This window comes from Nocardioides sp. Root122 (genome assembly GCF_001425025.1).
Classification (GTDB): domain Bacteria; phylum Actinomycetota; class Actinomycetes; order Propionibacteriales; family Nocardioidaceae; genus Nocardioides.
On sequence record NZ_LMDE01000004.1, the window covers coordinates 53,984 to 73,732 of the forward strand.

General features: G+C 72.4%; 13 protein-coding genes. 3 read left to right on the forward strand and 10 right to left on the reverse strand.

The window, feature by feature from the left end; translation table 11 throughout:
• Positions 1–4 precede the first annotated feature (4 nt).
• Both ASC64_RS06000 and ASC64_RS06005 read left to right on the forward strand, forming a co-directional pair.
• Positions 5–1,006, forward strand: a complete 1,002-nt coding sequence (locus ASC64_RS06000) for a thiamine pyrophosphate-dependent enzyme (protein ID WP_056906637.1) — start codon at positions 5–7, stop codon at positions 1,004–1,006.
• A complete protein-coding gene (locus ASC64_RS06005) occupies positions 1,006–2,631 on the forward strand; it encodes an NAD(P)-binding protein (RefSeq protein WP_200937479.1) in 1,626 nt (541 codons plus the stop codon). Before ASC64_RS06000 ends, ASC64_RS06005 begins: the two co-directional genes overlap by 1 nt.
• Positions 2,632–2,683: 52 nt before the next feature.
• On the opposite strand, the gene ASC64_RS06010 is transcribed toward ASC64_RS06005, so the two are convergent.
• From ASC64_RS06010 to ASC64_RS06050, 9 genes are all read right to left on the reverse strand, one after another.
• Entirely contained in the window at positions 2,684–3,238 is a 555-nt protein-coding gene (locus ASC64_RS06010) for a DUF402 domain-containing protein (protein WP_056906639.1), read from the reverse strand.
• Between the two features lie 29 nt (positions 3,239–3,267).
• Positions 3,268–4,419: an acyl-CoA dehydrogenase family protein gene (locus ASC64_RS06015; protein ID WP_056906640.1), complete on the reverse strand. Its 1,152-nt coding sequence runs from the start codon at positions 4,417–4,419 to the stop codon at positions 3,268–3,270.
• A gap of 10 nt (positions 4,420–4,429) precedes the next feature.
• Positions 4,430–5,569: an acyl-CoA dehydrogenase family protein gene (locus tag ASC64_RS06020; protein ID WP_056906641.1), complete on the reverse strand. Its 1,140-nt coding sequence runs from the start codon at positions 5,567–5,569 to the stop codon at positions 4,430–4,432.
• 10 nt (positions 5,570–5,579) lie between these two features.
• Positions 5,580–6,731 carry an acyl-CoA dehydrogenase family protein gene (locus ASC64_RS06025; RefSeq protein WP_056906642.1) on the reverse strand — a complete coding sequence of 384 codons (1,152 nt, stop codon included), beginning with the start codon at positions 6,729–6,731 and terminating at the stop codon, positions 5,580–5,582.
• Between the two features lie 124 nt (positions 6,732–6,855).
• Entirely contained in the window at positions 6,856–8,079 is a 1,224-nt protein-coding gene (locus tag ASC64_RS06030; RefSeq protein ID WP_082550241.1) for a S1C family serine protease, read from the reverse strand.
• 98 nt (positions 8,080–8,177) lie between these two features.
• On the reverse strand, positions 8,178–8,693 hold the full coding sequence (locus ASC64_RS06035; protein ID WP_056906643.1) for a GNAT family N-acetyltransferase: 516 nt from the start codon (positions 8,691–8,693) through the stop codon (positions 8,178–8,180).
• Between the two features lie 28 nt (positions 8,694–8,721).
• Complete coding sequence (locus ASC64_RS06040; RefSeq protein ID WP_235563551.1) at positions 8,722–9,261, reverse strand: SigE family RNA polymerase sigma factor; 540 nt, start codon at positions 9,259–9,261, stop codon at positions 8,722–8,724.
• Between the two features lies 1 nt (position 9,262).
• Entirely contained in the window at positions 9,263–9,958 is a 696-nt protein-coding gene (locus ASC64_RS06045) for a hypothetical protein (RefSeq protein ID WP_056906644.1), read from the reverse strand.
• A 144-nt stretch (positions 9,959–10,102) separates the two neighbouring features.
• On the reverse strand, positions 10,103–12,418 hold the full coding sequence (locus ASC64_RS06050) for an ATP-binding protein (RefSeq protein ID WP_056906645.1): 2,316 nt from the start codon (positions 12,416–12,418) through the stop codon (positions 10,103–10,105).
• A gap of 198 nt (positions 12,419–12,616) precedes the next feature.
• On the opposite strand from ASC64_RS06050, the gene pulA reads away from it, so the two are divergent.
• Positions 12,617–18,364 carry a pullulanase-type alpha-1,6-glucosidase gene (gene pulA / locus ASC64_RS06055; RefSeq protein WP_235563552.1) on the forward strand — a complete coding sequence of 1,916 codons (5,748 nt, stop codon included), beginning with the start codon at positions 12,617–12,619 and terminating at the stop codon, positions 18,362–18,364.
• A gap of 54 nt (positions 18,365–18,418) precedes the next feature.
• Here pulA and ASC64_RS06060 read toward each other — a convergent pair whose 3' ends face one another.
• The gene (locus tag ASC64_RS06060; RefSeq protein ID WP_056906646.1) at positions 18,419–19,723 is read right to left on the reverse strand and encodes a citrate synthase; all 1,305 of its coding nucleotides are present in this window, start codon (positions 19,721–19,723) and stop codon (positions 18,419–18,421) included.
• Between the last annotated feature and the right edge of the window lie 26 nt (positions 19,724–19,749).

A 19,749-nucleotide genomic window follows, 5' to 3' on the forward strand; every position in this document is an offset into this window, starting at 1 on the left:
GGCCATGGCATTCCAGGAGATCAAGCTCTACCAGACCGGCACCTTCGTGGCCGGCAACCGGCTGCTCGATCCCGAGCAGCGCTCGGTGCAGGCACGGACCGGCCGCTCCAACTCGATCACGTCCGGCCACCGGGCGTGCCGCGGCTGCGGCGAGGCCCTCGGCGCGCGCTACGTGCTCGACGCCGCCATGCGCGCCACGGAGGGGAAGCTGGTCGCGGTGAACTCCACCGGCTGCCTCGAGGTGTTCTCCACGCCGTACCCCGAGTCGTCGTGGCAGCTGCCGTGGCTCCACTCGCTCTTCGGCAACGGGCCCGCCGTCGCCGCCGGCGTCGCGGCAGCGCTGCGGGCGCAGGGCCGGGAGGACATCAGGGTGGTCGGGCAGGCGGGTGACGGCGGGACGGTCGACATCGGGTTCGGCACGCTGTCGGGACTGTTCGAGCGCAACGACGACGTCCTGTTCGTCTGCTACGACAACGAGGGCTACATGAACACCGGCGTCCAGCGCTCCGGAGCCACCCCGCCCGCCGCCACGACCGCCAACACCAAGGCGCTGGGCGACCATCCGGGCAACGTGTTCGGCCAGGGCAAGAGCGTCCCGCTGATCGCGATGGCCCACGAGATCCCCTACGTCGCCACGGCGACGGTCGCCGAGCTGCGCGACCTCGAGTACAAGGTCGAGAAGGCGATGACGTTCCGCGGGGCCCGCTACCTCCACGTCTTCGTGCCGTGCCCGCTCGGCTGGGGCGCCGACTCCGCGGACACGGTGAGGCTCGCACGGCTCGCCAAGGAGACCGGCCTGTTCCCCGTCTTCGAGGCCGAGGGCGGGACCCTCACCGAGGTGTCCAGGATCCGCACGCAGGTGCCCGTCGAGGACTACCTCCGTCCCCAGCGGCGCTATGCCCACCTCTTCGGCGACCACCCGCGCCCGGACATCGTGGCGCGGCTCCAGGCGAAGGCGGACCGCAACATCGTGCGGTTCGGTCTGCTCCCGGAAGGGGACGAGTGATGGACAAGCCGTTCGCGATCACGCTCGACATCGGCACCAGCCGCGCCAACAAGACCGGCTCGTGGCGCACCGAACGAGCCGTCTACACCAACCGGATGCCGCCCTGCAACGACTCCTGCCCGGCCGGGGAGAACGTGCAGGCCTGGCTCTACGACGCCGAGGCGGGCGGCGAGGGGTACGAGCGCGCGTGGCGCACGATCATGGAGGACAACCCGTTCCCGGCCGTCATGGGCCGGGTCTGCTACCACCCGTGCGAGACCGCCTGCAACCGCGGCCAGCTCGACGAGGCCGTCGGGATCAACTCGGTCGAGCGCTTCGTGGGCGACGAGGCCATCCGCCAGGGCTGGACCGTCTCCGTGGACGTGGCACCGACCGGCAAGCGCGTCCTGGTCGTCGGCGCCGGCCCGTCGGGCCTGGCCGCGGCCTACCACCTGGCGCGGCGGGGCCACTCCGTGACGATCAAGGAAGCCGGGCCGATGGCCGGGGGGATGATGCGGTTCGGCATCCCGCGCTACCGGCTCGCCCGCGACGTCCTCGACGCCGAGGTGCAGCGCATCCTCGACCTGGGCGTCACCTTGGAGCTCGACACCAAGGTCTCCGACCTGGAGTCGCTGCGCCGGGACTACGACGCGGTCTTCCTCGCCGTGGGCGCCCAGCTGGGCAAGCGGGCCTACATCCCGGCGGGCGAGGCCGCCCACGTGCTCGACGCCGTGAGCATGCTGCGCGACCTCGAGGCGGGGGAGAAGCCGCTGCTCGGCCGGCGGGTCGCGGTGTACGGCGGTGGCAACACCGCGATGGACGCGGCGCGGACCGCGAAGCGGCTCGGCGCCTCCGAGGCCGTCGTGGTCTACCGCCGGACCCAGGACCGGATGCCGGCCCACGAGTCCGAGCTGCGAGAGGCCGAGGACGAGGGCGTGCTCTTCAAGTGGCTCACCACCATCAAGCAGGTTGACTCGGGCAGGCTGCTGGTCGAGCGGATGGAGCTCGACGACTCCGGCTTCCCGCAGCCGACCGGGGAGGTCGAGGAGCTCGACGCCGACTCGCTGGTCCTCGCGCTCGGCCAGGAGACGGACCTGACGCTGCTGGACGGCGTGCCCGGGCTGGTGGTCGAGGACGGCGTGGTCGCGGTCGGCGGCGACATGATGACGGGCTGCGCGGGCGTCTTCGCCGGCGGCGACATGGTGCCGTACGAGCGCTCGGTGACCGTCGCGGTCGGGCACGGCAAGCGGGCCGCGCGCCAGATCGACGCCTGGCTCTCCTCCGAGGCGCCCGAGCCCGCCGTGCGGCCGGCGCTGGCGACCTTCGACACCCTCAACACCTGGTACTACTCCGACGCGCCCCGCGCGCACCGTCCGGTGCTGGACCGGGCCCGCCGTGAGTCGACCTTCGACGAGGTCGTGCTCGGCCACGACGAGACCACGGCCCTGCTGGAGGCGCGGCGCTGCCTGTCGTGCGGCAACTGCTTCGAGTGCGACAACTGCTACGGCGTTTGCCCGGACAACGCCGTCATCAAGCTCGGGACCGGCGAGAAGTACCTGATCGACCTCGACTACTGCAAGGGGTGCGGTCTCTGCGTGGCGGAGTGCCCCTCCGGCGCGATCCAGATGGTGCCGGAGCAGATCTGAGCCTCCGGCTGCTTCGCCGCGTGGCGCCAGCGAACCCCTGACAAGTTGGGGCTCACGCGGTCGAGCCCCCCATCGTCGGCGACCAGTCGTCCCAGGCGGACCACCAGTGCTCGTCCCGGTCGAGCAGGGCCTCGACGTGGGCAGCGGCCGCAAGGACGTCGAGGACCGTCTGCGGCGAGATCCGCCCCTCCGTGCGCTGGTGGTGGAGGTCGGAGACGTCCTTCCAGCGTCGCTGGCCGTCGGGATCGATGACGAGGTCGAGCCCGTAGTCGTCGGTGTCGAAGTGCCCCGGGCCGCGCTTCACCGGTACCTCGAAGTTGACGTACCAGTGGCGGAACGCCCCGTTCGGCTCGAAGAACTTCCAGACGCTGTAGAGGTCGCCGGCGCGGTGGATCTGCAGGACGATCGGGCCGGACCACTCGGAGTGCCGGGCCCAGGGATGGACGCCGAAGGAGTGGGCGGGGAAGGTGAACGCGGAGCCCGGGTCGAGCCGGACCGCCAGCAGGTCGCCGTCGTCGTGGACCACGGTCACCGGCGACGTCATCCAGGTCGCGCCCTGGAGCACCTCGCGCCGCTCGACCACGTCACCGGCCCGGAACACGTTCATGCCCGGCAGCCTAGGGGGCGCGTCCAGCCTCAGGTGAAGGCGCTGACCCCGGTCTCCGCACGGCCGATGAGCAGCTTCTGGATCTGCGAGGTGCCTTCGTAGAGGGTCATCACGCGGGCGTCGCGGAGGTACTTCGCGACCGGGAAGTCGTCGACGTAGCCGGCCCCGCCGTGGACCTGGACCGCGTTGTTGGCAGCACGGACGGCGGCCTCGGAGGCGAAGAGCTTGGCCTTGGAGGCCGCCACGCCGTAGGGCTCGCCGCGGTCGATCAGGTCGGCGCAGCGCCAGGCCAGCAGGCGGGCGGCGTCGGCGTCCACGGACATGTCGGCGATCAGGTCCTGCACGAGCTGGAAGGCCGCGATGGGCCGGCCGAACTGCGTGCGCTGGGTGGCGTAGGCCACCGAGGCCTCGAGGCAGCCCTGCACGATGCCGACGCAGCTCGACGCGACCGCCAGCCGGCCCTTGTCGAGGGTTCCCATGGCGATCTTGAAGCCCTGCCCGACCTCGCCGAGCCGGGCGCCGTCCGGGACGCGTACGTCGTGGAGGAACAGCTCGGCGGTCGCCTGGCCGCGCAGGCCGAGCTTGCCGCGGATCTCGCGCGCCTCGAAGCCCGGGGTGTCGGTCGGCACCAGGAACGCCGTGATGCCACGCGGGCCGTCGTCGCTGGTGCGCGCGAAGACGAGGGCGACGTCGGCCCAGGTCCCGTTGGTGATGAAGAGCTTCTGGCCGTTGAGCACCCAGCCGGAGCCGTCGCGGGTCGCTCGCGAGGTGAGGTTGCCGGCGTCGGAGCCGGTGCCGGGCTCGGTGAGGCCGAAGCACCCGAGCTTCGTCGCGGTCGCGAGCTGCGGCAGCCACTCCTGCTTCTGCTCCTCGGTGCCGTGGACCAGGATCGACTTGCCGACCAGTCCGCTGCTCACCGAGACGATGCCGCGCAGCGCGGAGTCGGCCCGGCCGAGCTCCTCCATGGCGAGGGAGTAGGTGACGTAGTCGCCGCCCACCCCGCCGTGCTCCTCGGGGATGGTCAGGCCGAAGAAGCCGAGCTCTGCCATCTTCGGCACGATCGCGAGGTCGATCGACTCGTCGTGGTCCCACTGCATCCGGTGCGGCACCGCCTCGCGCTCGAGGAAGTCGCGGGCGAGGGAGCGGAAGGCCTGCTGGTCGTCGGTGAGCGAGAGGTCCATCAGCGCGGCCTCACGACAGCGCGTCGACGAGGTCGTGGTCGTCGACGCGGGACGCGAGCCGGGCCAGGTGGTGCCCGCGGTTGCCGAGCCACTGGTCGAGCACCTCGAGGTGGGCGGTGCCGACGCCGACGGCGTACTCGGCCGTCATGCCGATGCCGCCGTGCAGCTGGATCGCCTCCTGGCCGATGTGGCGGCCGGCGCGGCTGATCGTCAGGCCGACCCGGTCGGCGGCGTCGGCCACCGCGCCCGGGTCGCCACCGGCGATCGTCATCGTCGCCCAGTCGACCATGCTCTGTGCCAGCTCGAGCGAGACGTACATGTCCGCGGCGCGGAAGGTGAGCGCCTGGAACGTGTTGAGGGTGACGCCGAACTGCTTGCGGCTCTTCAGGTAGTCCGTGGTGGCGCGGACCTGGCTCTGCATGACGCCGAGCGCCTGGTTGGCGCCCATGATGCGGGTCAGGTCGCTGATGGTCGCGATGCTCGGGGCGAGGTCGCGGCCGGGCTCGCCGAGCGGCGTCGCGGCGGTGCCGTCGAGGCGGACGGTCGCGGCGCGCGTGAGGTCGGCGGCGACGTAGCCGGTGCGGTCGACGTCATCACCTGCGACGAGGAAGACGCCGGTGCCGCCGTCGGGCAGGGCCGCCGTCACGACGAGGTGGTCGGCACGCGCGCCACCGACGACCGGGTCGGCGACCCCGTCCAGGGTCCAGGCGTCGCCCGACACCGAGGCGCGTACGCCGTCCGTGCCCGACGACCAGCGCGCCCCGGGGGAGGTGTCGGCCGCGGCGAGCACGATCTCCCCGGAGCTGAGCCGGCCGAGCAGGTCGGCCTTCTGCTCGGGCGTGCCGACGGCCGCGACCAGCCCGCCGGCGTGCACGACGCTGGCGAGGTAGGGCTCGGGGGCCAGCACCCGGCCGAGCTCCTGGCACACGACGCCGATCTCGACCGGGCCGGCGCCCACGCCGCCGTCGTCCTCGCTGAACGGAAGACCCAGCACGCCCATGTCCGCCAGCCGGCCCCACAGGGCCTCGTCGAAGCCGGGGTCGTCGGCCACGGTGCGCCGCCGCGCCTCGTGGTCGGCGTACGTCGTCGCGAGGAGGCCGCGCACGGCCTCGCGGAGTGCCTGCTGCTCGTCGTCGTAGGTGAAGTCCATGGTCAGCTCCTCACAGTCCCAGGATCGTGCGGCTGATGATCTGGCGCTGGATCTCGTTGGACCCGCCGTAGATCGAGGCCTTGCGGAGGTTGAGGTAGGTCGGTGCGGCCCGTCGGGCCCAGCCGGCCTGGGGTGAGTCGTCGTCGGCGCGCGCGGCCAGCGACGCCGGTCCGGCCAGGTCGAGCGCGAGCTCGCTGACCGCCTGCTGCAGCTCGGTGCCGCGCAGCTTGAGCACCGACGAGGCGGGGTGCGGGGCACCGTCGGAGGAGTGCGCGACCACGCGGAGCGCGGTCAGCTCGAGGGCGAGCAGGTCGTTCTCCAGCTCCGCGATGCGCGCGCGCACCAGCGGGTCGTCGAGCAGGTCGCCTGCGTTGGCCTTGAGCGCGGACAGCGCCCGCTTGGTCGCACCGACCGGAGCCACGCCGACGCGCTCGTTGCCGAGCAGGAACTTGGCGATCGTCCAGCCGCCGTTGAGCTCACCGACCAGCAGGTCGCCAGGCACGCGGACGTCGGAGAACCACACCTCGTTGACCTCGTGGCCACCGTCGATGAGCTCGATCGGGCGCACCTCGACGCCGGGGGAGGTCATGTCGATGAGGAGCATCGAGATGCCGGCCTGCTTCTTCACCTCGGGGTCGGTGCGCACGAGCGTGAAGATCCAGTCGCCGTGCTGGCCGAGCGTGGTCCACGTCTTCTGCCCGTTCACGACCCAGTCGTCGCCGTCGCGGACCGCAGCGGTCCGCAGGCTCGCGAGGTCGGAGCCTGCGTCGGGCTCGGAGAACCCCTGCGACCACCAGATGTCGAGGTTGGCGGTGGCCGGGAGGAAGCGCTCCTTCTGCTCCTGCGTGCCGAAGTGCGCGATGACCGGGCCGATCATGGAGGCGTTGAACGCCAGCGGGATCGGCACGCCGGCGCGCTGCATCTCCTCGTGCCACAGGTGCCGCTGGAGGTCGGTCCAGTCCTGCCCACCCCACTCCGTCGGCCAGTGCGGCACGGCCAGGCCCTCGGCGTTGAGGGTGCGCTGCGCCTCGATGATCTGGTCCTTGGTGAGGTGGCGCCCCTCCAGCACGGTGTCCCGGATCTGCTGGGGGACCTTGGTGGTGAAGAACTCCCGCATGCGGTCGCGGAACTCGGCGTCGGTGGGGCTCAGCTCCAGCTGCATGTGACTCCTCGGCGGGGAACGGCGGGTGGATCCGGGTGACCTGGCGCCGACACCATCAGGCCGGCCGCACCATCATGGCGCGGCCGGCCTGATCACCACGAGAACGACGCGGCCGTGGGGCGTGTCAGCCGTTCGTGGCGTCGCTGTCCAGCACGAGCTGCGCGTTCTGCTCCTTGCCGTTGCTCGTCCACGTCACGCTGACCGTGTCGCCGGGACGGTAGGACCGGATCGTGGCGACCAGCGAGTTGGCGTCGGAGATGCGCTGGTCGTCGATCTTGGTGATCAGGTCTCCCGTGGTCAGCCCGGCCTTGTCGGCGGTCGACCCGGAGGTCACCTCGCGCACCACGGCGCCGGCCTCCTCGGGCGTCTGCGGGTTGCCGACCTGGATGCCGAGGCGGGCGTGGGTCGGGGTCTCGCCCTTCGCCATCTGGTCGACGATCGGCATGACCTCGTCGATCGGGATGGCAAAGCCCAGGCCGATCGACCCGGCCTCCCCGGAGGAGCCGTAGGGCGACTGGGAGGCCGCGGTCCGGATCGAGGAGTTGATCCCGATCACGGCGCCCGTCATGTCGACCAGCGGCCCACCGGAGTTGCCGGGGTTGATCGCCGCGTCGGTCTGGATGGCGGGGTACGTGGTGGAGTTGCCCTGGTCGTCGGAGCCCACGTTGACCGGTCGGTCGAGCGCGCTGACGATGCCGCTGGTCACGGTCGCGTCGAGGCCGAACGGCGACCCGATGGCGACGACGCCCTCGCCGACGCCCAGGTTGGCCGACTTGCCGATGGTGGCCGGCGTCAGCCCGGAGACGTCCTGGGCCTTGATGACGGCGGTGTSCGTGAGCGGGTCGGTGCCGAGGATCTCGGCGTCGGCGCTGGACCCGTCGGTGAAGGAGACCTTGAGCGAGCCGCCGCCCTCGGCCATCTCCACGACGTGGTTGTTGGTCAGGATGGTGCCGTCGGCGGTCAGGACGATGCCGGAGCCCGAGGCGCTGCCCTGGCTACCGGTGACGTCGATCTTCACCACGCTGGGCAGCACCTTCTGTGCGACCGACTCGACCGAGCCGTCCGCGGCGGGCGTCTGCGTCTGGCTGACCGTGGAGGTCGTCGGGGTCTGCGTGCTCGCCGCGCTGGAGGGATCGTCGTGGGTGGCGTCCCAGAAGGCCGCGCCGCCGACACCGGCACCTCCGCCGACGAGGAGCGAGGTGGCGACGACCGCGGCAGCCAGGCCCGTACGCCGCCGGCGCGGTGCCGGCTGCGGCGCCGGCGGGTCCTGGGTCCAGCCGTAGGGGTGGGGGCCGGCGGGCTGGTGCGCCGCGCCTCCGGGCTGCTGGGGGGTCTGTCCGTCGCTCATGTCCCCGAGCGTGCTCCGCGACCCTGTGGATGCCCTGAGAACCCGCTGGGAAGGTGCAGAGACCTCGCCGCACCTGGGCGCGGGGATGCCGGCGTGGATCATCGCGGCAGGCCCGGCAGGGCCAGCCACTGTGCCCACGACAGGTCGCGGCCGACGTAGCGGGGTCGGTCGAGCGGCCACTCGTCCTCGATCCAGCGCGGGACCAGCGCGTCGAGCGCCTGCTCGAGCTCGGTGCCGACGCACTCGTCGACGACCCACCACGAGATCTCGGCGTCCGCTCCCGGCTTCTCGGGCGGGTCGATGTAGACGCACCCGAGCAGGGCGGTCTCGTCGGTGTCGAAGAGGGCGTAGTTGAAGGACTCGTGCGTCTCCATCTCGGCGGCGTGGCGAGCCAGGTCGGCGCGGTCGGCCTCGGGCGTCATGTCCGCGGGCGGCCAGCCCCACGCGTCGCCGTAGATGCTCCAGAGCCGCTCACGCGAGCCCATCACCGCGACCATGTCGAGGTCCGTGTCGTCGGGGCTGATCGGCCGCAGGTGGTGGCCGAACGGCACCTCGACGCGTGTCGGGTGGCGGAAGTCGGCAGGCAGCCAGGTGGTGGCGGTCTCGTGGGACATGGGGTTCCTCCCGTGCGGTGTCGTGGGGTCAGCCGGCCAGTGCCGTGTCGGTGGCGAGGCGTCGGAGCGCGGCGAGCCCGCGGCTGGTGTTGGACTTCACGGTGCCGGCCGAGCAGCCGAGCGCCGCGGCGGTCTCGGCGACGCTGAGCCCTTCGTAGAACCTCAGCGTCACGGCGGCCCGCTGCTGGGCGGGCAGGGCCAGGACGAGGGACCACAGCCCCTCGTCGCCGTGCGGCGCGGCATCGGGCAGCCCGCGCGGCTCGGGCACTGCGTCGGTGGGCCGCTCGTCGCGGCGCCACGGCTGGCGCTGCCAGCTGACGTACTGCCGGGTGATGGTGCGGCGGACGTAGGCGTCGGCGGCGGCCTCCTCGCGCAGCTCGCCCCAGCGGGGGAGCACGCGCACCAGCGACGCCTGCAGCAGGTCCTCGGCGGTGTGCGGGTCCCCGGCCACCGCCCACGCCCAGCGGAGCAGTGCGGGCCGGCGCTCGGCGACGTACGACGCGAAGCAGCGGACGGTGTCGTCGTCCGGGTCCGCGACCACCCGCAGTGCCGCGCCCTGGGTCGTCACCTCAGGCCTCGCGGGCGGTGCGCAGCAGCCCGAGCGAGACCACGACCAGCCACACCGGGCCGGTCATGCCCGCCATGTACTGCAGCGGGCTGACCAGGAACAGCGCGGTGATCCCGCCCAGCACCAGGCTGGTGATGCCCAGCCACCGCGCGTAGGCGCCCTGCCTCGCGGCGCGCGCCAGTGCGAGACCGGCCAGGCCGGCGCCGCCCCACAGCCACGGGATGGTGCCGATCCAGTGGTTGAAGAACACCGCGCTCTCCGGCACCACGAGCCCCGGGTCCTCGCTGAGCGCGAAGGCGAACTCGGTGGTGAGCCCGGCGCCGAGCAGCTGGGCGGCGGCCACCAGGCCCAGGCCGGCAGCCGCGACGCTGGGCACCAGGCTGTCGGGACCGGTGCGCCTCTGCAGCTGGCGGTGCAGGCCCGCTGCGAAGACCACGAGCAGGACGCAGGACAGCATGGTCGCGGTGTGGAAGACGAGGATCTCCGGGACCTGGTCGGCGAGCCGCGCGGTGATGGCCTCGGGGTCGCCCGAGGCGTCCGGGCGGTAGACCGCGTCGACCATCCCGCTGGCGATGCCGCCGACGAGGCCGAGGACGCCGGCGGCGGTGCCCGCGAGCACCCAGCCGCGGCCCGCGGGTCGTTCGTGCGGGACGCCGGTCCCCGCGCTGGTCGTGGTGGGGTCGTACGTCGTGCTCATGGCGGCTCCTGCGGTGGTGGCCCGGGCGGGCGAGGTCTGCTGGCATCGGGTGGCACGGTCGTGTGCCGTGCCACCACCCTCGCCACGGGCGCAGGTCCACACCACGCACAGGCGCAGGTGTACGAGTGGTGTGCGGGTGCCGGCTCAGCCGTCCGCGGGCCGCGCACCCAGGAGGGCGGCGGCCTCGTCGGTGGTGAAGCCGCGTCCGGTGTCGAGGGCGTCGTCGTAGCGGTCCTGGCCCAGGTGGGCGCGGGCGTCCGTCGCGGCCGCCTCGATCGCCGTCGGGTCCGGCCGGTAGTAGCCGTAGCCGCGGGCGCCCAGGGCCTCGCGGATGGCCTGGGCAGCGCCCAGCAGGAGCGGCACGCGGGCGTGCTGCCCGGAGGCCGCCGCCAGCACGGCTCCGGCGTCGAGCAGGTAGGCCAGGTTGGCCTGGTCGCCGGTCTCCAGCGAGAGCCGCGTGCTCTCCTCGAGGTGGCGCCGCGCGGCGGCGTGGTCGCCCCGGCCGACCTCGACCTGGAAGAGGTTGTAGAGCGCGATGTAGGACGTGAGCCGGTCCTCGCGGCGACGCGCGGAGTCCAGGCCCGCCTCGATCCACCGCACCGCCTCGTCGGCGTCGCCGCTGAGCAGGGCGACGGTGCCGAGCCAGATGTGGGCGAGCGCCCAGGTCCACTCGACCTCGGCGCCTGCCGCCTCCGCGTGCACGATCGCCTCGTCGAACCACGTCCGGGCGGCCGGCAGGTCGCCGTCCACCAGCGCGACCAGGCCGTGCCCGGCGACCGCGTTGGACAGCGTCACCGGGTCGTCGGCCCCGTGCTCGTGAGCACGGTCCCACCACCCGGCGGCGCCGGCCACGTCGTCCATCGCGAACGCCATCGTCGCGGCGGCCAGCGCCGCGCGGCCGTGCACCTGCGTGGGGAGCCGGTCGGCGTGCTGGAGCACGCCCTCGGCGAAGCGGCGGCCGTGCTCGTGGTGACCGCGCAGCCACCAGTAGAGCCACAGCTCCCACGCCATCCAGGCAGGCGTCTCCACGTCGCCGTGGGCCAGCGACCGCTCGGCGGCCGCCGTGAGGTTGGCGTGCTCGAGGTCGATGCGGGCGAGGGCCTCGACCTGCCCGCCGTACTTGTAGCTCGAGCTGTTGTCCGTCGCCACGGCCAGGTAGTGGGCTGCGTGGGCGCGGGCGGCGTCCTCCCACTCGCCGGCCTCGCGCAGGAGGCCCCGTGCGTACTGGGCGACAGGTTCGAGCAGGCGCACCCGTCCGGATGCCTCGGCGACGACGAGCGAGTGCTCGACGAGCGACTCGAGGCTGGCCACCACGTCCTGCAGCCCCGTGCCGGCCCGGCCGGCGACCGCCTCGAGGTCGGGCAGGGTGGTGCCGCCCACGAAGACGCCCATCAGGCGCAGCAGCCGGCGCCCGTCCTCGTCGAGCAGGCCGTGGCTCCAGTCGAGGGTGGCGCGGATGGTGCGCTGGCGGGGCGGCAGGTCGCGCGGTCCGGCCTGCAGGGCGGTGTCGAGCCTCTCCAGCAGCGCGGTCGGGTCGAGCAGCCGGGAGCGGGCCGCCGCGAGCTCGAGCGCCAGCGGCAGGCCGGCGAGCCGCTCGCAGGTGGCGGCCACCGCGGCGGCGTCTCCCGGGTCGGCACCCCAGCCGGGGGCGACGCGCTGGGCGCGGTCGAGGAGGAGCCGTGCGGCGGGGGAGGGCGAGCCGTCGGGGAGGTCGTGCACCTCCAGCGGCTCGACGGCGTACTCGGTCTCCCCGCGCACCTTCAGCGGTGCCCGGCTCGTCGTCAGCACGGTCAGGTCCGGCAGCGCCTCGACCAGGGCGGCGACCGCCGGGGCGGCGTCGAGCACGTGCTCGGCGTTGTCGAGGACCAGCAGCAGGTGCTGACCGCGCAGCCGCTCGGCCACGTCCTGGGCGACCGGGCGGGACGGGTCGCGGGGTGCGTCGACCGCGTCGGCGATGGCCGGGAGCACCTGCTCGGCCTCGATCAGCGAGGCCAGCTCCACGAGCCGTACGCCGTCGGCGTAGCGCTGCCGCACGGCGGTCGCCGCGGCCAGGGCGAGGCGGGTCTTCCCCACGCCGCCGAGGCCGCTGAGGGTCACCAGCCGGCTGGTGCGGAGCAGGTCACCGACCCGGGCCACGTCGTCGTCACGACCCACGAGCGGGGTGGCGGGCACCGGCAGGTCGCGCGGCGCGAGCGTCTGCGCCGCGCCCGCCGACGCGCGGGCGGACCGCGGCCGCACGGCGGCCAGCAGCTCCGCGCGCCGGTCGTCGTCGAGGTCGAGCGCGGTGGCGAGCGAGCGGAGCGTGTGCGGGTAGGGGCGGGTGCGGGTCCCGCGCTCCAGCGCGCTGATCGCGTGGGGGCTCAGCCCGGCCCGCTCGGCGAGCTCCTCCTGGGAGAGCCCGGCGGCCTCGCGCAGGGCGCGCAGCAGCACGGCGAGCGTGCCCGTGCCGTCGGTCCCCACCGCACCTCCCGTGTTCCCCGCGCCGGAGTGTAGTGAGCCGCGCCCTGTGCGGTCTGCAAGAACGGAGGGGCGCCACGCGTGGAACGGGATGAAAGATCTTGCAGTCATTGCAAGACCTCTCAGCAGCGACCTACTGTGACTCACGCCACATCAGGTCGTGGCCCCTGTCGTCCCCTCGCACACCTCTCGGGAGTCCCCGTGCGCCGCACCCCTCGCCTGGCCCGTCCTGCCCACCCGCGCCGTCCCTCCGGACGCCGGGCCCTGCTCGCCCTGACCGGGCTGGCCACGCTCCTGGGCGGTCTCGTGCCGCTCGCACCGGCCCACGCGGACCACCGGGAGGACCCGCCGGCGTCCGTCACCGTGGTCGGCAGCCTGCAGAGCGAGCTGGGCTGCGCCGCGGACTGGACGCCCGACTGCCCCCAGTCGGGGCTCGCGCGCCAGGACGACGGCACCTGGGCGCTCGTCGCCGACGTCCCGGCGGGGTCCTATGCGCTCAAGGTGACGATCAACGGGTCGTGGGACGAGAACTACGGGGCAGGCGGCACTGCGGGCGGGGCCGACATCCCCCTGGTGCTGCAGCAACCCGCCCGCCTCCGGTTCTCCTACGACGACGCCTCCCACCGGATCGCCGTCGCCCCCGCCGACCAGCCCTCACCCCGGCCGACGGCGGAGGACCGCCGCCTGGCCACGACGTCGGTGCGCGCACCCCTGACCAGCGAGAACTTCTACTTCGTGATGGCCGACCGGTTCGCCAACGGCGACGCCTCCAACGACGCCGGCGGACTCGCGGGCGACCGCATGGCCACCGGGCTCGACCCGACCCACAAGGGCTTCTTCCACGGCGGCGACATCAAGGGCCTCTCCGATCGGCTGGACTACGTCGCCGGGCTCGGCACCACCGCCATCTGGCTCACCCCGAGCTTCAAGAACCGCCCCGTCCAGGGCACCGGGGACCAGGCGAGCGCCGGCTACCACGGCTACTGGGTCACCGACTTCACCCGCATCGACCCCCACTTCGGCACCAACGCCGAGCTGAAGGCGTTCATCGACAAGGCCCACGCACGCGGGATCAAGGTCTTCTTCGACATCATCACCAACCACACCGCCGACGTCATCGACTACGCGGAGGTCCAGCCGGGGGGACCGCACCCCTACATCAGCAAGGAGACCGAGCCGTTCCGGGACGCGTCCGACCAGCCGTTCGACGACCGCGACTTCGCCGGGGGCGACACCTTCCCGGAGCTCGACGCGGCGACGTCGTTCCCCTACACGCCGGTCTTCCGCACCGAGGCCGACCGGACGGTCAAGGTCCCGGCGTGGCTCAACGACCCGACGAACTACCACAACCGCGGCGACTCGACCTTCGCCGGTGAGTCCTCCACCTACGGCGACTTCTCCGGCCTGGACGACCTGTTCACCGAGCAGCCCGACGTGGTCGAGGGGATGACCGACATCTACGAGTCGTGGGTCGACTTCGGCATCGACGGCTTCCGCATCGACACCGTCAAGCACGTCAACCTCGAGTTCTGGCAGCAGTTCGCCCCGGCGATCCGCGACCACGCCGCCTCGATCGGGAACCCCGACTTCTTCGCCTTCGGTGAGGTGTACGACGCCGACCCGGCGTACCTGTCGACGTTCAGCACCGCGGGCCGGCTCGACGCCACGCTCGACTTCGGCTTCCAGGACGCCGGCACCGGCTTCGCCAAGGGCGGCGCGACGACCCGGCTGCGCGACTTCTTCGCCGGCGACGACTGGTACACCGACGCCGACTCCAACGCCTACGCGTCACCGACGTTCCTGGGCAACCACGACATGGGCCGCATCGGGACGTTCCTGAAGGGCACCGACTCCGTGCTCGAGCGCGACCGGCTCGCCCACGCGCTGATGTACCTCACCCGGGGCCAGCCGGTCGTCTACTACGGCGACGAGCAGGGTTTCGCCGGCGACGGGGGCGACCAGGACGCGCGCGAGGACATGTTCGCCAGCCGTGTCGACACCTACAACGACAACGACCTGATCGGCACCGACTCCACCACGGCGGTCGCCAACTACGACACCGCGCACCCGCTCTACCGGACCATCCGCGACCTCGCCCGGCTGCGACGCACCTACCCCGCGCTGGCCGACGGGGCTCAGCTCCACCGCTACGCGTCGAGCAGCGCGGGGGTCTACGCGTTCAGCCGGATCGACGCGGGGGAGCGGCGCGAGTTCCTCGTCGCCCTGAACAACGCCACGACCGCGAAGACGGTGACGGTCGCGACCGAGGAGCCGCGCGGCAGGTTCACCCGGGTCTGGCCGGCCGGCGGCGCGACGATGCGCGCGGACGAGGAGGCCCGCACCACCATCACCGTGCCGCCGCTGTCGGCCGTCGTGTGGCGCGCCGACCGCCGGATCCCGGGTCGCGGGACGGCGCCCGCCATCCACCTCGAGAAGCCGTCGGCAGGAGGCACGGTCGGAGGTCGCTCGCCGATCACGGTCGGCGTGCCCGACGGCGGCTTCAACCAGGTGACCGTGGCCTGGCGGCCCGTCGGCGCCACGCAGTGGACCGCGCTCGGCACCGACGACAATGCGCCCTACCGGGTGTTCCACGACGTCAGTGCGATGCCGAAGGGCTCGCTCCTGGAGTACCGCGCGGTGCTGCGCGACAGCAGCGGCAACCTGTCGGTCGCGTCGTCGTACGCCACGGTGGGCGACCCGGAGACCGAGCCGACCCCCGGCGGCGGCGGTGGCGGCGGGCCGGTGACGCAGCCCGGGGCCGTGTCGATGCCGGGCAGCCACAACAGCGAGATCGGCTGCCCGGGCGACTGGCAGCCCGACTGCGCCGAGGCGCAGATGTCGCTCGACGCCGACGACCTCGTGTGGCGTCGTACGGTCTCGCTGCCGGCCGGCACCTACGAGTACAAGGCGGCGATCGAGAAGGGCTGGGACGAGAACTACGGCGTCGGTGGCGTGCGCGGCGGAGGCAACATCCCGCTCGACCTGAGCACCCCGCGCGACGTGACGTTCTACTACGACCACGCCTCGCACTGGATCACCACCGACGCGGAGGACCCGATCGCGACGCTCGCGGGCAGCTTCCAGTCCGAGCTCGGCTGCCCGGCGGACTGGTCGCCGGGGTGCATGCGCAGCTGGCTCAAGGACCTCGACGGCGACGGGACCTACACCTTCACGGCCACCCTCCCGGCCGGGAGCTACGAGACCAAGGTCGCCCACGGCCTGTCGTGGGACGAGAGCTACGGGCAGGACGGCGCCCGCGACGGCGCCAACATCCCGTTCGACGTCCCCGCGGGAGGGGTGGAGGTGCTCTTCACTTACGACGTGACCACCCACCGGCTGCAGATCGCCACGCGTGCCGCCGGTGCGTCACCCGACCTGGCCAAGGCCAAGGCGCAGTGGCTGCGCCGCGACCTCGTGGCGTGGGACGTGCCCGACCCGGAGTCGCGCCGCTACCGCCTCCACTGGTCCACCGCCGGTGACCTGGCCGTCGACGCCGAGGCCGTCACCGGCGGCTCCTCGGTCCCGCTGACGTACGACCCCGACGGGCTGCCCGCCGACGTGCTGGCCGACTTCCCGCACCTCGCGGGCTACGAGGCGTTCCGGCTCGACCGTCGTGCGGCCCGCCGGGTGCGCGAGATCCTGACCGGCCAGCTCGCGGTCGCGTCGTACGACCGGGGTGGCGCGCTGCACGACGCGACCGGCGTGCAGGTCCCCGGCGTCCTCGACGACGTGTACGCCGGTGCCGCCCGTGCAGACCTCGGCGTGACCTGGCGCGGTGGCCGGCCGACCCTGGCGCTCTGGGCGCCCACGGCGCAGGCCGTCTCGGCCCGGGTGGCCGGACGGCAGGTGCCGATGGCGCGCCAGGACGACGGCACCTGGCAGGTCCGCGGTCCGGCGTCGTGGAGGGGCGCGCCCTACACCTACGACGTGACCGTGTGGGCGCCATCGGCCGGCTCCGTCGTGACCAACCGCGTCACCGACCCCTACTCGGTGGCCCTCACCGCGAACTCGCAGGCCTCGCTGGTCGTCGACCTCGAGGATCCGGCCCTGGCGCCGTCCGGCTGGTCGCGCACCCGCGCACCGGCGATCGCGCAGCCCGAGGACCGCAACGTCTACGAGCTGCACGTGCGCGACTTCTCCATCGGCGACGAGACGGTGCCGACCGCCGAGCGCGGCACCTACCTCGCCTTCACGCACCCCGAGACCGCCGGGATGCAGCACCTGCGCCGCCTGGCCGCAGCCGGGCTCAACACCGTGCACCTGCTGCCGGCCTTCGACATCGCCACGATCGAGGAGCGGCGATCCGCCCAGCAGGTCCCGGCGTGCGACCTCGCGTCACTGCCGCCCGACTCCACCGAGCAGCAGGCGTGCGTCGACGCGGTGCGCTCGCGCGACGGGTTCAACTGGGGCTACGACCCGCTGCACTACACGACACCGGAGGGGTCCTACGCCACCGACCCCGACGGCACGCGGCGCACCGTCGAGTTCCGCCGGATGGTCCAGGGCCTCAACACCGCGGGGCTGCAGGTCGTGATGGACGTGGTCTACAACCACACGGCCGCGTCCGGCCAGGACGACGGCTCGGTGCTCGACAAGGTGGTGCCCGGCTACTACCACCGCCTGTCCGCCACGGGTGCCGTGGAGAGCTCGACGTGCTGCTCCAACACCGCCTCCGAGCACCGGATGATGGAAAAGCTGATGATCGACTCCGTGCTCACGTGGGCACGTGAGTACAAGGTCAACGGCTTCCGCTTCGACCTGATGGGCCACCACTCGCTGGAGAACATGACCCGGCTCCGCGCGGCGCTCGACCGGCTCACCGTCAAGCGGGACGGCGTCGACGGGACGGGCATCTACCTCTACGGGGAGGGCTGGAACTTCGGCGAGGTCGCCGACGACGCCCGCTTCGTGCAGGCCACGCAGCTCAACCTGGCCGGGTCGGGCATCGGCTCGTTCAGCGACCGGCTGCGCGACGCCGTACGCGGTGGGGGTCCCTTCGACGAGGACCCGCGCGTCCAGGGCTTCGGCTCGGGGCTCTTCACCGACCCCAACGGCGCCGCGGTCAACGGCACCGCCGACGAGCAGCTGGCCGACCTCCTGCACGCGCAGGACCTGGTCAAGCTCGGGCTGGCCGGCAACCTGGCCGACTTCTCCTTCCGCGACTCCAGCGGGTCGGACGTCGTCGGGTCGGAGGTCGACTACAACGGCCAGCCGGCCGGCTACGCCGCGGACCCGGCCGAGACGGTCACCTACGTGGACGCCCACGACAACGAGACCCTCTTCGACTCGCTGGCCCTCAAGCTGCCCACCGGTACGTCGATGGCCGACCGCGTCCGGATGAACACGGTGTCGCTGTCGACGGTCGCGCTCTCCCAGGGCGTGGTGTTCTGGCACGCGGGCACCGACCTGCTCCGCTCGAAGAGCCTGGACCGCAACTCCTACGACTCCGGCGACTGGTTCAACCGGGTCGACTGGCAGCGCCGCGAGAACACCTTCGGCTCCGGGCTGCCGCCGCGCGCGGACAACGAGGCGAAGTGGTCGTTCATGCGGCCGCTGCTGGCGGACCCGGCGCTCGACCCGGGGCCGGCGGCGATGGACGCCGCGCACGCCAGGGCGCAGGACCTGCTGCGGATCCGGATGTCCTCACGGCTCTTCCGGCTCGGCTCGCTCCACGCCATCCAGGCCAAGGTGTCCTTCCTCGACGCCGAGCCGGGAGTCATCGCGATGCTGGTCGACGACACGGCCGGCACCGACGCCGACCCGGCGCGCGACGGCATCCTGGTGGTCGTCAACGCCAGCCCCGACGCGCAGACGGTCGGTGGCACCGGAGCCGGGTGGCGGCTGCACGGCGTGCAGGCGTCCGGCACCGACGACGTCGTGAGGGCCAGCACCGTCGCGGCCGACGCGGTGACCGTGCCGCCGCGCACCACGGCGGTCTTCGAGCGCTGAGGGACGACGAACGCCCCCGGCCATCGGCCGGGGGCGTTCGTCGACGGAGAGAAGTCAGCTCCAGCGCTCGGAGGCCGGGGTGAAGGTGAGCTCGCGGTCGCCGGTGTAGATCTGCTTCGGACGGGCGATCTTCTGGTCCTTGTCCTGCACCAGCTCGGCCCACTGCGCCAGCCAGCCCGGCGTACGGCCGATGGCGAACAACACCGTGAACATCTCCGGCGGGAACTGGAAGGCCTCGTAGATCAGGCCGGAGTAGAAGTCGACGTTGGGGTAGAGCTTGCGCGAGACGAAGTACTCGTCCTCGAGCGCGATCTTCTCCAGCTCGAGGGCGATGTCGAGGAGCGGGTTGGTCCCGGTGACCTCGAAGACGTCCTCGGCCGACTTCTTGATGATCTTGGCGCGCGGGTCGTAGTTCTTGTAGACCCGGTGGCCGAAGCCCATCAGGCGCTCGTTGCCGTCCTTGACGCCGTCGATGAACGCCGGGATGTTCTCCTTGCTGCCGATGCGCTTGAGCATCCGCAGGACCGCCTCGTTGGCGCCGCCGTGCAGCGGGCCGTAGAGGGCGCCCACGCCGGCCGACACGGCCGAGTAGGGGTCGACCTGCGAGGAGCCGACCGAGCGGACCGCGTTGGTCGAGCAGTTCTGCTCGTGGTCGGCGTGCAGGATGAACAGCACGTCGAGGGCCTTGACCAGGCGCTCGTCGGCCTCGAACTTCGACTCGCTCATCTTGAAGAGCATCGAGAGGAAGTTGGCGGTGTAGCCGAGGTCGTTGTCGGGGTAGACGTAGGGCTTGCCCTGCGCGTGCCGGAACGACCAGGCGCCGAGGGTCGGCATCTTGGCGATCATGCGCACGATCTGCATGTGCCGGTTGTCGGCGTCGCTGATGTTGCGGGCGTCGGGGTAGAACGTGGACAGCGCGCCGACCGAGGCCATCAGCATGCCCATCGGGTGGGCGTCGTAGCGGAAGCCCTGCATGAAGGTCTTCACGTTCTCGTGGACGAACGTGTGGTAGGTGATCTCGTGCACCCAGGAGTCGTACTGCTCCTTGGTCGGCAGCTCCCCGTGGATGAGGAGATAGGCCACCTCGAGGAAGTTCGACTTCTCGGCGAGCTGCTCGATCGGGTACCCGCGGTACTCGAGGATGCCCTTGTCGCCGTCGATGAAGGTCACCGACGAGCGGCACGAGGCGGTGTTGACGAATCCGGGGTCATAGGTGGCCAGCCCGGGCTCGTCCTCGGTCAGCCTGATCTGTCCCAGGTCCTTGGCGGCGATCGTGTTGTCGTTGATCGCGATGTCGTACGTCTGACCGGTCCGGTTGTCGGTGACAGTCAGGGAATCCTTGGCCGCAACGTCGGTCACGTCGGCTCCTGTTCATACGTCTTTGT